Below are 13,019 nucleotides of genomic sequence, written 5' to 3'. Positions count from 1 at the left end.
AGGTGCAGATGATGGCTGACAATAAGCTTGTAAATATGGTAATCAACGATCAGGCAATCAGCGTTCCGGCCGGCTCGACCATTCTGGAGGCAGCCAAAACCATCGGAATCAGCATTCCGACCCTGTGCCATTTGGATCTGAAAGAGTTCAAAATGGTCAACAAGGTCGCTTCGTGCCGGGTTTGCGTGGTCGAGGTTCAGGGCCGTCCCAGCCTGGCGCCGGCCTGTTCGACGCGGGTGATGGAGGGCATGGTGGTCCGGACCGATACCGCGCGGGTGATCCAGACCCGGCGGATGGTGGTGGAGCTGCTCCTGTCCAACCACCCCAACGAGTGTTTCACCTGCCCCAAGAACCTGGACTGCGATCTGCAGTCTCTGGCCCAGCGGCTGGGGATCCGCGAGATCGAATGGACCGGGGCCAAGATGAATTACGAGAGCGACATCTCCAGCAAGGCGATTGTCAAAAACCCCAATAAATGCATCATGTGCCGGCGTTGCGAGACTATGTGCAACGAGGTCCAGACCTGCGGCATTCTCTCGGCGGTGGGCCGGGGCTTCGACGCCTTCGTCGGTCCCGCCTTCAACATTCCGATCGCCGAATCGTCCTGCACCTACTGCGGGCAGTGCGTGGCGGTCTGTCCGACCGCGGCCCTGACCGAGGTCAACCATACCGGCAAGGTCTGGGCGGCCTTGAACGACCCCGATAAATACGTGGTGGTCCAGACCGCTCCGGCGGTGCGGGTCGCCGTCGGCGAACTCTTCGGCATGGAGCCGGGCTCCATCGCCACCGGCAAGATGGTGACGGCCCTGCGGCGGATGGGCTTCAACGCGGTCTTCGACACCGATTTCGCGGCCGACCTGACCATCCTGGAGGAAGCCTCGGAGCTGGTGCACAGGATCCAGCATCACGGCCGGCTGCCGATGCTGACCAGCTGCTGCCCGGCCTGGGTCAAATTCTTTGAGCACCAGTTCCCGGACCTGTTGGATATCCCGTCCAGCTGCAAATCGCCGCAGATCATGTTCGGCACCATCGCCAAGACGTATTACGCGGAGAAGCTGGGGATCGATCCGGCCAAGATGGTAGTGGTCTCGGTGATGCCCTGCGTGGCCAAGAAGGCCGAGGCGGCCCGTCCCGAGCTGACCAAGGAAGAGCATAGCAACGTCGACCTGGTGCTCACCACCCGCGAGTTCGGCCTGATGCTGAAAGAGGCGGGAATCGATTTCATGAACCTGCCGGAGAGCGATTTCGATAAGATGATGGGCGAGAGCACCGGCGCCAGCATCATCTTCGGCACCACCGGCGGCGTCATCGAGGCCGCGGTCCGCACCGCCTATGAATGGATCACCGGCGAGGAGCTGGAGAACGTCGAGTTCACCGCGATGCGCGGCGTCCAGGGCATCCGTGAGGCCACCGTCAAGGTCGGCGATCTGGAGCTGAAGATCGGTATCGCTCACGAGCTGGGCAACGCCCGGAAGCTGTTGGAGGATATCCGCGCCGGCAAGTCGCAATTCCACGCCATCGAGATCATGGCCTGCCCCGGCGGCTGCATCGGCGGCGGCGGCCAGCCCTACCACCACGGCGACATCGAGATCATCAAGAAGCGCCAGGAAGCGATCTATGCCGAGGACCGCAACAAGGTCAAACGCAAATCGCACCAGAACGAGGAAGTGCTGCGCCTGTATAAGGAGTATCTCGGCGAGCCTTACGGCGAGAAAGCCCATGACTTGTTGCACACTTACTACGAGGCGAAAGAGAAGATCTGAAGCGGCCCGTCCCAGCGGTCCGCCTGAATAAGCCAGGCAAGGAGAAGCCCCCGGTACGTTCATCGTTCCGGGGGCTTCGTCCATCGGCGCCCTGGGGAATTCTTGAAAAAAGAACGCCTTACCGAAAATAAAGCGTTCAGAACTGATGTTTTCGCAAGACTGGCTTAATTGACCTGGTCGAGCTTGAGAATCTTCTTGGCTTTGTACAAATGTTTCAAAGCCTGGTCGACTTCCTCCCGGGCAGTGGCGTCGACATCGGCCACCTTGTCGAGGAAATACTGGATCTGTCCGATCTGCAAGATGAGTTCCGCCTCGAGTAAACATTTGGGTATCTTGTTAAACACTGAATCCCCCTCCCTGATGGTACATTCCAATCCGTTGAGTTCACCTTGAATTCACCTTTTTCTAGAGTCTGATTTCTTCATCGGCCGGTTTCGCCAATCTCTTTAGCAAGTTTATTCCGGGAAGACCGTTAGCTGAGCAAAGCCTTCGCTTCAAGGATCCGGGCCGGTGGGGCGGCCGGCTTCCCGGGAAGGGACCGTAATAAAACCCCGCCTTCGCGAGGCGTTAAGAACAGTTTAACATCGGATGAATAGCGGATGAAAAAACCGCCGGACCGGAACCGCGGCTGCGGAAGCAAAGCGGGCCGGAGCGGCTGGCGGCGGGGCCTCCGCCGCCTTTGAACCCCGCGGCCGGGCGGGCTTTGAATGGCCGGATTTGGCAGGATGATAAAAAATTTTACAATATTTTGTTAAGAACTTAGGAAAGCTTACCGAAATTACAATTGTATACCTTCACTGGAGGATTGGGCTTTATCACGAAAATGTTGTTTGAGGATCACCAAAATCGGCAGGCCGGGGCCTCGTATTAGGCTTTGGCCTGATGAAACGGAGCAACGGTTCTTCAACCAGCCCGGGCCTTACCATGGTGCGGCAGGGAAGTCCCGGGTCATGGAATGGCTATCCCCAACGAAAAACGTAAGGCTACTTTCGGTGCAAGGAATTCACGGTTTCAGGGAGGAAAACAAATGGAACAGCTTTTGAAAGTGGGGAAGGCCGTCGGGGCGGCTCTCGGCCGCGTCGCCAAGGTCTTTGCCAAGGTCTTTGGCAAATTGTTTCGAACCATTGGGCCCTGCTTCAACTTTTTGACCAAACGGTTCAGCAATTTCAAGATCGGCGTCAAATTGACCCTGGGCTTTGCGATCGTGGCGCTGATCGCCGGAGCCATCGGCCTGGTCGGAACCCTCAACATCTACCAGATTAACCGGGCGTCGCAGCTGGTGTACAAGGACAACATCCTGTCATCGGAACCGCTGTACCGGTTGGCCATTCAGTTCCGGCAGCTGCGGGCGGACACCTCCTTCGCCATCATCGACCGGCGTTCCGGCTCGATGTATGAGCCTGCCATCAACCTGGAATTGATGGAAATCGACGCCGCACTCAACGAATATGCAAGCAAGCTGGCTCTTCAGGGCGGTTCAACCGGTTCGGACCAGATTGAAAGCCTGAAAGAGTATCTCCAAAAGTATGCGACGGAACAGAAGGCAGTCATGGACCTGGTCAAAGCGGGCAAAAACGACGCGGCCACCGAACGGATGCTGAATAATCTGAAGCCGCTGGCCGGAGTCGTCGCCAGCTCCATTGACGCGCTTTATCAGCAAAACACCATGACGGCGCTGGAGCGGACCACCCGCAACAACAACGCCGCCGCCAGCAGCACCTGGTGGATGGGGATTCTGGTGGCTATCGGAATGCTGGTTGCCGTCGGCTTGGGAATCGGCATCTCCCGCAACATCAGCAAGCCGATGCGCCGTCTGACCGAGGCCGCTCAGAAACTGGCCGTGGGCGACGTCGATGTCGATGTCGATCTGACCGATGCCAGCAAGGATGAGACCGGAGTGCTCTTGAGCGCCTTCGACCAGATGGTCGGCTCCATCCGCGAGCAGTCCGAGGTAGCCGAGCGTTTGGCCGCCGGCGATCTGAACGTAACGGTCAACGTGCGGTCGGAGAACGACCTCTTGGCCAAGAGCATCAAGGTCGTAGTGGAAACCCTGCAAGAACTGGTCTCCGAGACCAACAAACTGACCGCTGCGGCCGGCGGCGGCCAATTGGCCGTCCGGGGCGAGGCGGACCGCTTCACCGGCGAATACCGCCGGGTGGTCGAGGGGATCAACGAGACCCTGGACGCGGTGATCGGCCCCTTGTACATGGCCGCGGCCTGCGTCGAGCAGATCGGCAAGGGCACCATTCCGCCGCCCATCACCGACGACTACCAGGGCGATTTCAATACCTTGAAGAACAGCCTGAACGCTTGTATCGAAGGGCTGGGCGCCTTGACCGAATGCAACGAAGTGCTGCAAAAGATGGCCAACAACGATTACACCGAAAAAGTCACCGGCGATTATCAGGGCGTCTTCGGCGATATCGCCACCGCCTTGAACCTGGTCCATGATCAACTGCTCTACCTGCAGATCATCTTCGACAACATGGCCCATGGCGACTTCGGCGACCTCACCGACCTGAAAACCATCGGCAAACGCAGCGAGAACGACCAGTTGATCCCGGCCTTCATTCAATTGATGGAGAATGTGCTGGCCCTGGTGAACGAGTCGGTGCGGCTTTCGGAGTCGGCCAGCTCGGGCCAGTTGGAGACCAGAGGCGACGCCGCTCAATTCACCGGCGAATACCGCCGGGTGATCGAGGGCTTCAACGCCACCCTGGACGCGGTGATTACGCCGTTGACCGAGGCCGGAACGGTCCTCGGCCGGCTGGCGGTGAATGATTACACGCTGGAGATGACCGGCTCCTACCAAGGCATGCTCCACGAGTTCGCCGGGCAGATCAATCTGGTCCGGTCCCAGCTCCTCGGAGTGCAGGATGTTTTCATCCGGCTCTCCCAGGGCGATTTCAGCCGCTTCCAGGAACTGAGCGAAGTCGGCAAACGCTCCGAAAACGACCAGATCATGCCGGCGGTGCTCCGGACGATGCAAGTGATCCAAGATGTCATCGACGAGACCAACCGGATCTCCGAGGCGGCCGTCGCCGGCCGGCTGGAGGTGCGGGGCGATTCCGAAAAATTTGTGGGTAAATACCAGGCGATCGTGGTCGGCTTGAACCAGCTGCTCGACGCGATGGTGCAGCCCATCGCCGAGGCCGCGGCGGTATTGGACGAGATGGCCCAGGGCAACCTGGAGCGGAGGGTGCAAGGCGACTACCAGGGCGATTACGCGCGGATCAAGAACGCGCTCAACGGCACCATCGATTCCTTCAACCAGATCCTGGGCGAGATCAACCGGGCCGCCGGTCAGGTGGCGTCGGCGTCGCGCCAGGTCTCCGACGGCAGCCAGGCGCTCTCGCAGGGCGCCACCGAACAGGCTGCCACCATTCAGGAGTTGTCGGCGTCGATCGCCGAGATCGCCTCCCAGACCAAGGAGAATGCCTCCCGGGCCGGCCAGGCCAATGAGCTGGCCGGCCAGACCAAGGTCAACGCCCAACAGGGCAACGACCGAATGCAGGAGATGCTGACCGCCATGCGCAGCATCAACGAGGCAGCCACCAATATCGCCAAGATCATCAAGGTGATCGACGAGATCGCCTTCCAAACCAATATCCTGGCCCTCAACGCGGCGGTGGAAGCCGCCCGCGCCGGCCAGCACGGCAAAGGCTTCGCGGTGGTGGCCGAGGAGGTCCGCAACCTGGCGGGCCGGAGCGCCCAGGCGGCCAAGGAAACCGCCGAGCTCATCGAAGGCTCGATCCGCAAGATCGGGGACGGCGCCAAGATCGCCGGCCAGACCGCGGCCTCGCTCACCCAGATCGTCGGCGATGTGACCCAAGCCGCCGACCTGGTCAAAGAGATCGCGAACGCCTCCAACGAGCAGGCCACCGGGATCGCCCAGCTGAATCAGGGCATCAACCAGGTATCCAAGGTGACCCAGACCACCACCGCCACCTCCGAGCAGAGCGCCTCCACCAGTGAGGAGCTGACCAGCCAGGCGGAGCATCTCCGGGAGATGGTGGGCCGTTTCCGTTTATTGAGTTGACCCGGGGCGGCGTCCACGCCGCTCCCGCCGTTCTTCGCCCGCCCGGGGGATTTCCCTCGGGCGGGCTGCTTTTTATTTAGAAGTTGAGAAAATTGCCTATCCAAATACATCCTGTGCTAAGGTCGGCCAGGGGGTTTGGCGGCAAACCCCCTAGGTCGGTACCCCCGCCGCAAGGGGCGAGTGCCCCCTTGACCCCCCATCCCGCTCCTCCGAGTCGCGGGTCCCTCATGAAAGGAATTGCCATCCCTGGCGGCGTTGCCTGCGGATGCTGCGACGGCGACGTCAGGTGATACGTCCGTGTATCCATTCCGCGCGTCCGGCGTCGTGCCGGACTTTGGGTCGAATATTGAGAGGATATAGTGAAAACCTTTTGTAGGACGGGTTACCGGCGGGGAGAACCAAGAGACGGATGCAGGCTAAACCGAACCCTACGCCCGGGAGACCGTTTCTTCCGGGCGCTTTTTTTGCGCGCGCCGGGTGCCAAATTGGCGAAAACCGGCCATTGTGGTATAATCTCATCAAATGAGAGAATTGCATAATTTCCATAATAAGCTTTGGTCCACAACATATCGATAGGTCTATCCGGACTTTGCTCTCTATCGTGTGGCCACAGGGCTTGTCACGGGAATGATGCAATTCTCTGATATTCCCAAAAAGAGGAGTCCGGCGGATGAACCAGCGGGAAGCAGGGGCCGCGCCCGGGCGCGGCAAGTTGAAGATCTTCATCGGCTACGCTCCCGGCGTGGGCAAGACCTGCGCGATGTTGAACGAGGCCCAGCGGCGCGCCGAACGCGGCCAGGACGTGGTCGTAGGCTACGTGGAGACCCACGGCCGCCCCGAGACCGCCGCCCAGATCGGCGGGCTGGAGGTCCTGGACCGGCTGCGCCTGGAGCATGAGGGAACCGTCCTGGAGGAACTGGACAGCGCGGCGCTGCTGGCCCGCGGCCCAGAGCTGGCGGTCATCGACGACCTGGCCCACCCGAGCGCCCCAGGCGCCCGCCATGCCCGACGCTATGAAGACGTGCTGGAGCTGCTGGACCAGGGGATCAGCGTCCTGACCACGCTGGATATCGGGCAGCTGGAGAGCCTGAACGACGTGGTGCGGGAGATTACCGGCCTGACGGTGGCGGAGACCGTGCCCGACCGGATCGTCGACGCCGCGGCGGCGGTGGTGGTGGACATTACTCCCGACGCCCTGCTCAACCGGTTGCAGCGCGGCGCGATCTACCCCTTGGAGCGAATCAGCCCGGCAGTTAAGAATTTCTTCCGCCCGGGGAACTTGAACGCCCTGCGCGAGCTGGCGCTGCGCCACGCCGCCGAGGAGGCGGACGAGGATCTGGAGGCGTACCTGGCGGAGCAGGGGATCCGGGCCAATTGGCAAGCGGCCGAGCGGGTGATGGTCTGCATCGCCGCCGGCCCCACGGCCAAGATGCTGATCCGGCGCGGCGCCCGCATCGCCAAACGCTACCGCTGCGAATGGCTGGTAGTCTACGTCGAATGCACCCACCGCTTCGCTCCCCCGCTCACTCCGGGCGACCGGGAACGGCTGGAGGGGCATTTCAAGCTCGCCCGGCAGCTGGGGGCGGAAATTGTCGTCCTCCGGGGCCAGAGCGTCTCCGCCGCCCTGGCTGGGCTGGCCCAGGAGCGGCATGTCACCCAGATCGTCATCGGCCATTCCCGGCGCTCCGGCCTCCAGACCCTGCTGCGCGGCTCGACCATTTACAAGCTGCTGCGCCAGGTCAGCGACGTGGCGGTGCACGTGATCCCCACCGCCGGCCGGGAAGGGTAGGATGACGGGGACCGCCCGAGGGGCGGGGGAGGCGTTTGGAACCATGGCTGTGCCGCCCGGCGGAACCGCCGGCGCGCAGGGCGGCGGTGCGGACCCCCGGAGCGGGGCCGGCCGGGCGGCCGGAGGTTTCGCCGGGGACCGGAGCGGTTCCGGAATGGGGCCCGGCGGTTCCGCCGCAGCCATCGGCGGGTCGTCCGAACGGCCGGGAGGTTCCGCCGGACGGTTTGGCGGAGGCTGCCGGGAGTCCGGCGGTCCGGCGGGAAGCATTGCGATGAGAGATGAGTGGCATGATGAAAACCTTCAAGGGCAGGATCACCCTGATCTATCTGGCGCTGGTCCTTTTGAGCGCGGCCATCGGCCTGACGGCGGCCTTGAATCTGTTCCGGCTGAGCCATACTATCGGCGGCCTGCTCACCGCCAATTACGGCAGCATCAAGCTGGTCCATCAGATGCGCCAGAGCCTGGACCGGCAGGAGCAGGCGCTGGAACTCGATCTCCGGGCGGGCGGCGGCCGGGGGCGGGCGGCCTTCGGGGAGCAGCGGGAGGAGTTCCTGGCCGCCCTGGGCAAAGAGGAGCGGAACATCAGCGAGCCGGGCGAGCGGGGCGTCGCCGTCCGGCTGCGCCGGAGCTACCTTGAGTTCGTGAGGCTGGCGGCGCGGCTCCGGACGCTGCGGCGGGAGGCGGGGGAAGGCCCGGCGCGGGTCCTTTACGACGGCGTCGTCCGGCCCCGACTGCAGGAGATCCGCCGCTGCCTGGACCGGGTGGAGACCCTCAACGAACGGGCGATGTTCCGGAGCAAGCAGCGGGCGACGGCCCACGCCCGGCAAGGGCTGGCCCTGGTCCTGGCGGTCTCGCTGGCGGCGGTGGCCGGCGGTTTCGGGGCCTCGCGCTATTTTGTGGACCGCTTCTTCCGCCCCATCGACCAGTTGAAGGAGACGGTCAAGCGGGTGCGTGCCGGCGACCTGGGCCAGCAGGCGCAGATCGTCTACCGGGACGAAATCGGCGAGCTGGCGGCGGAATTCAACCGCATGACCCGGCGGCTGATGCAGTTCGAGCAGAGCACCGTCGGCCAGCTGATGGCCGAGAAGCACCGGTCGCTGGCCATCGTCAAAAGCATCTCCGATCCGCTGATCGTGCTGGACGCCAATGATCGGATCCAACTGCTCAATCCCGCCGGGGAGGAGCTCTTCGCCACCGCCGAGGGGGAGGCGCTCCAGCGGCAGTTACCGGAGGTAATGACGCTCCAGCGGCAGCTACTGGAGGTGGCCCACGACGCCGGCCTGCTGGAGCTGGTGGCCGCCGCCCGGGAGGGGTCCGGGAGCGGCGGGGAGGACCGGCAGCTGCTCCGGCTGCCCGGACCCGCTCCGGACGAGGACCGCTATTACCACGTCATCGTGCGGCCGGTGCCGGGCGCCGGCGCCGCTGCCGACCACCTGGTGGTCCTGCTCCAGGACATCACCCAGATCAAACGGCTGGAGAAGGTCAGGACCGATTTTATCGCCACCATCTCCCATGAGTTCAAGACCCCGCTGACCTCGGTGATGATGGGCCTGAGCCTGCTGGCGGAGGGAAAGATCGGCACGCTGGACGCCAAGCAGCGCGAGCTGGTGGCGACCCTGAACGAGGACAGCGAGGCCCTGGCCAAGCTGGTCAATGACCTCCTGGAGCTCTCCAAGATCGAGTCGGCCCGGGCGCTCTTCAAGTTCCAGCCCTGCGCGGTGGGGGGCCTTTTTGAGAAGGCGGTCAAACAGTTCCTGGGGATCGCCGCCGCCCGGGAGGTCAGCCTGAGCTTCGACGCCCCCGACGACCTGCCCCGGGTGATGGCCGACCCCGAGAAGATCAGCTGGGTATTGAATAACCTGATCGGCAACGCCCTCAAATACACTGGCGCCGGGGACGAGATCCGGGTCAGCGCCGGCCTCCGCCAGGGCCGGGTCTGCGTGGCGGTGCGGGACACCGGCCTGGGCATTCCCTCCGAATATCTGGATAAGCTGTTCGACAAGTTCGTTCAGGTGCGGGGGTACGATCTGGAGGTGCGCGGCACCGGCCTGGGGCTGGCCATCGCCAAGGAGATCGTGGCCGCCCACGCCGGGACCATCTGGTGCGAGAGCCGGATGGACGAGGGCAGCACCTTCCTGTTCACGCTGGGGCTGGCGGAGTAGCGGGCCGGAGGGGTCAGTTCGATGGATCCCTCCGTCTACTCAAGTTAACTTGATAATCACAGATTATTTTATTGGAATGAGGTGACGGACCCATGCGGCCCAAAGTCCTGGTAGTCGACGATACCAAGAACATCCGGACCCTGCTGACGACCTGTCTGGAAGTGGAGGGGTACGAGGTGCGGACCGCCTGCGACGGCCAGCAGGCGCTGGCCCTGGCGGCGGCGGAAGCCTTTCAATGGATCTTCCTCGACATCAAGCTGCCCGAGCTGAGCGGGACCGAGGTCCTGCGCCGCCTGCGCGGCCAGGGGATCGCCACGCCGGTGATCATCATGACCGCCTTCGCCACGGTCAAAAACGCGGTGGACTGCACCCGGCTCGGCGCAGTGGCCTATCTGCAGAAGCCTTTCACCGCCGCCAAGATCCGCCATGTCCTGGCGGAACTGGCCCAGGAGGCGCCGGCCGGACCGGAACCGGCTCCGCCGCCGCCCGAATCGGCCGCCGCCTGCCTGGCAGCGGCCCGCCGGCTGCTGGCGGAGGGAAACCCCGACGAAGCCTACGCCCAGCTCAAAAAGGCGTTGGCCATCGACCCTTCGGACGGCGCGGTCTATGCGCTGATCGGCCGGGTCCACGAGGCCCGGGGCGAGCTGGAGGAGGCGCGGCGTTTTTACCGGATCGCCGCCGAGTTTCAGGGGTGAAGCGGCCGGCGCCGCGGTTGCGGCTGCGGGTCCCGGAGGACCTCCCGGTCCAGTCTCAGCTGGAGCGGCATGGTCGCGACCACGATGTGCTTGTGCCGGAGCAGGCTGCGCTGGATGAAGAGCCGGCTCTGGTTGTGCAGGAACCACTGCCACGGCGAGCGCACCGTGAATTGGGGCAGGATGACGGTGATCATGTCGCCTTTCCGGTAGTTGTGGAGCTCGTAGGACTCGATGAATTCCAGCAGCGGTTCGATGACCTTGCGGTAGGTCGAGTATTGGACCACCAGCGGAATGTCGGTGTTCAGGTGGGCCCATTTCTCGCGGATCCGCTCCTCCGCCTCGGGCGAGGTGGCCACGTTGAAGGCGACCACGTTGCCTGAGATGGTCCGGGCGTAACGCAGCGCCCGGACGCTGGCCCGGTTGACGCTGGCGACCGGGACGATCACGTGGTTGCGGTAGGACTCCCGGGCGAAATCGATCGCCTCCAGCTCCTCCGGGGAGAGCCGCAGCTGCTCGGCGACTGCCAGGTAATGGCGCTTGATCTTCAGCAGCACCGTCATCAGGAATGGAATGACCACGATGATGATCCATGCGCCGTGCAGGAACTTGGTGACGCCGATGACCAGCACGGTGACCAGCGTGACCAGGGCGCCGAGGCCGTTGACCGCCGCCTTGAGCAGCCAGCCCGGCTCGCGGGAGCGGATCCATTTCAGGGTCATCCCGGTCTGCGACAGGGTGAAGGAGAGGAAGACGCCCACCGCGTAGAGGGGGATCAGCTGGGTGACATTGGCCCGGAAGGCGATGATGAGCAGCGCGGCCACCAAGGTCAGCACCAGAATGCCATTGGAATAGCTCAGCCGCTCGCCGCGCTGCGACAGCTGGCGGGGGGCGAAGCCGTCCCGGGCCATCAACGAGAAGAGCATCGGGAAGTCGGCGTAGGCGGTGTTGGCCGCCAGGGCCAGGATGACCATGGTGGTGAACTGGACGAAATAATACATGAAGCTGTGCCCAAAGATCTGGGCATTGATCTGGGAGAGCACCGAGTTGCTCTCCGAGGGCACGACGTGGTACAGGTTGGCCAGGATCGTGAGGCCGCCGAAGAGGATCAGCACCACCAGGGAGAGGCTGAAAAGGACCTTCTGAGCATGGCGGGCGGCGGGCTCCTTGAAATTGGGCACCGCGTTGCTGACCGCCTCGACCCCGGTCACCGCCGCGCAGCCCGAGGAGAAGGCGCGCAGGAGCAGAAAGAGGCTCAACGGTTCCATCCCGGCGTGGCTCAGGACCGGCTCGGGCGGGACGTAGCCGAACAGCTTCACCTTGGCGATCCCGGCTACGATCATGCTGATGATGGCGAACATGAAGGTATAGGCGGGAATGCCGAACAGCTTGGACGATTCGCTGATGCCCCGCAGATTGCCGATAAAGATGATCAGTAGGAAGAGGATGGCCAGCTCCACCTGATAGGGGAGGAGGACCGGAAAGACCGAGGCCAGGTTGAAGACGCCTGAGGAGATGCTGACCGCCACCGTCAGGATATAATCCAGGGCCAGCGCCGCACCGGCGGCCACCCCGGCCCGGGTGCCCAGGTTGTCGGAGGCCACGATGTAGGCCCCGCCGCCGCAAGGGTAGCTCCGGATGGTCTGGCGGTAGGAGACGGTCAGGATCGCCAGCAGCAGAATGATCGCCCCGGAAATATAGGATAAATAATGGTAGGATAACAGCCCCACGGCAGGGATCAGGACCAGCAGGATCTCTTCGGTGGCATAGGCCACCGAGGAAATGACATCGCTCGACAGGATCGGCAACCCCCAAAAGACGCTGTATTTCTCGTGTTGCAACGCTTCATTCTCCAGAGGCCGCCCGATGATGAGCCGCTTTAACCAATTCATGCTTTCTCACCCGATTTCGTTTTTCCACAAAAGTCCAAAGTCTAAAGTCGAAAGTCTAAAGTCTAAAGTCTCTAAAGTCGAAAGTCGAAAGTCCAAAGTCCAAAGTCCAAAGTCCAAAGTCCAAAGTCCAAAGTCGAAAGTCCAAAGTCCAAAGTCCCAAGTCAAGTAGGCCAAAAACGTAAGTCCAATGTCGTGGAAGGCTGGGGGAGATTCCTGCCCTGCCTTTGACTTTGAACTTGTGACTTTTGACTTTTGACTTTGAACTTATGACTTTGAACTTATGACTTTGAACTTATGACTTATGACTTCAAACTTGTGACTTTTGACTTTGAACCGCCCGTCTGCCTCGGCGATCCATTCTAATACTATAGCCCCGCCGGGGGCGGAAATAAAGCCGCCGGATCGGGGCTCTGGATTCTTCTCCGGGCTATGGCGGGCGATCTGCCGCAAACAGCGGGGCGATTCACAGGCAAACCTCGTTTAAGCTTTACTTTTTGTGGGTATGGTTTGGAGAGGCGGCAATTTGAAAAGCGCCGTCTGGTTGGGGATGTCGCGGCCACCCCGGTACAGGCGCCCGGATTGTCGGAGACGTATACGACATATAAAATCTTTCAGCCCGCCGGCGGTGGGGCAATTGTATCCACACTGGCATGATAAGAAAACGAGCCGGAAATCCCCGAAG

The 13,019-nt window shown here is 62.5% G+C and carries 8 protein-coding genes; 6 read left to right on the top strand and 2 right to left on the bottom strand.

Features of this window, described 5'->3' with window-relative positions:
• Positions 1-8: 8 nt before the first annotated feature.
• Complete coding sequence (locus tag EDC14_RS00560) at positions 9-1,763, top strand: NADH-dependent [FeFe] hydrogenase, group A6 (RefSeq protein WP_132012234.1); 1,755 nt, start codon at positions 9-11, stop codon at positions 1,761-1,763.
• 164 nt (positions 1,764-1,927) lie between these two features.
• Here the strand turns inward: EDC14_RS00560 and EDC14_RS00555 are convergent, their stop codons facing one another.
• The gene (locus tag EDC14_RS00555; protein WP_132012233.1) at positions 1,928-2,107 is read right to left on the bottom strand and encodes a hypothetical protein; all 180 of its coding nucleotides are present in this window, start codon (positions 2,105-2,107) and stop codon (positions 1,928-1,930) included.
• Between the two features lie 683 nt (positions 2,108-2,790).
• Here EDC14_RS00555 and EDC14_RS00550 point away from each other — a divergent pair.
• From EDC14_RS00550 to EDC14_RS00530, 5 genes are all read left to right on the top strand, one after another.
• A complete protein-coding gene (locus tag EDC14_RS00550; RefSeq protein WP_165907683.1) occupies positions 2,791-5,802 on the top strand; it encodes a methyl-accepting chemotaxis protein in 3,012 nt (1,003 codons plus the stop codon).
• A 670-nt stretch (positions 5,803-6,472) separates the two neighbouring features.
• Positions 6,473-7,591 (top strand): sensor protein KdpD, encoded by a 1,119-nt coding sequence (locus EDC14_RS00545; RefSeq protein ID WP_132012231.1) that lies wholly within the window; start codon positions 6,473-6,475, stop codon positions 7,589-7,591.
• A gap of 35 nt (positions 7,592-7,626) precedes the next feature.
• Complete coding sequence (locus EDC14_RS00540; RefSeq protein WP_132012230.1) at positions 7,627-7,866, top strand: hypothetical protein; 240 nt, start codon at positions 7,627-7,629, stop codon at positions 7,864-7,866.
• Positions 7,867-7,881: 15 nt separating this feature from the next.
• Complete coding sequence (locus EDC14_RS00535; protein WP_132012229.1) at positions 7,882-9,753, top strand: HAMP domain-containing sensor histidine kinase; 1,872 nt, start codon at positions 7,882-7,884, stop codon at positions 9,751-9,753.
• A 92-nt stretch (positions 9,754-9,845) separates the two neighbouring features.
• The gene (locus tag EDC14_RS00530) at positions 9,846-10,448 is read left to right on the top strand and encodes a response regulator (RefSeq protein ID WP_132012228.1); all 603 of its coding nucleotides are present in this window, start codon (positions 9,846-9,848) and stop codon (positions 10,446-10,448) included.
• On the opposite strand, the gene EDC14_RS00525 is transcribed toward EDC14_RS00530, so the two are convergent.
• Positions 10,439-12,337, bottom strand: coding sequence for an APC family permease (locus EDC14_RS00525; protein WP_132012227.1), 1,899 nt, complete (start codon positions 12,335-12,337; stop codon positions 10,439-10,441). The genes EDC14_RS00530 and EDC14_RS00525 overlap by 10 nt on opposite strands.
• Positions 12,338-13,019 lie beyond the last annotated feature (682 nt).

The organism is Hydrogenispora ethanolica (genome assembly GCF_004340685.1).
GTDB lineage: Bacteria > Bacillota > UBA4882 > UBA8346 > UBA8346 > Hydrogenispora > Hydrogenispora ethanolica.
The sequence above is the reverse complement of the archived record's forward strand: the minus strand, read 5'-3'. Positions and strand labels throughout refer to the sequence as shown.

What these genes read in the sequence shown, in the direction of transcription:
- EDC14_RS00525 (WP_132012227.1), bottom strand. Translation starts at nt 12,337, where the DNA reads ATGAATTGGTTAAAGCGGCTCATCATCGGGCGGCCTCTGGAGAATGAA.
- EDC14_RS00545 (WP_132012231.1), top strand. Translation starts at nt 6,473, where the DNA reads ATGAACCAGCGGGAAGCAGGGGCCGCGCCCGGGCGCGGCAAGTTGAAG.
- EDC14_RS00535 (WP_132012229.1), top strand. Translation starts at nt 7,882, where the DNA reads ATGAAAACCTTCAAGGGCAGGATCACCCTGATCTATCTGGCGCTGGTC.
- EDC14_RS00560 (WP_132012234.1), top strand. Translation starts at nt 9, where the DNA reads ATGATGGCTGACAATAAGCTTGTAAATATGGTAATCAACGATCAGGCA.
- EDC14_RS00530 (WP_132012228.1), top strand. Translation starts at nt 9,846, where the DNA reads ATGCGGCCCAAAGTCCTGGTAGTCGACGATACCAAGAACATCCGGACC.
- EDC14_RS00550 (WP_165907683.1), top strand. Translation starts at nt 2,791, where the DNA reads ATGGAACAGCTTTTGAAAGTGGGGAAGGCCGTCGGGGCGGCTCTCGGC.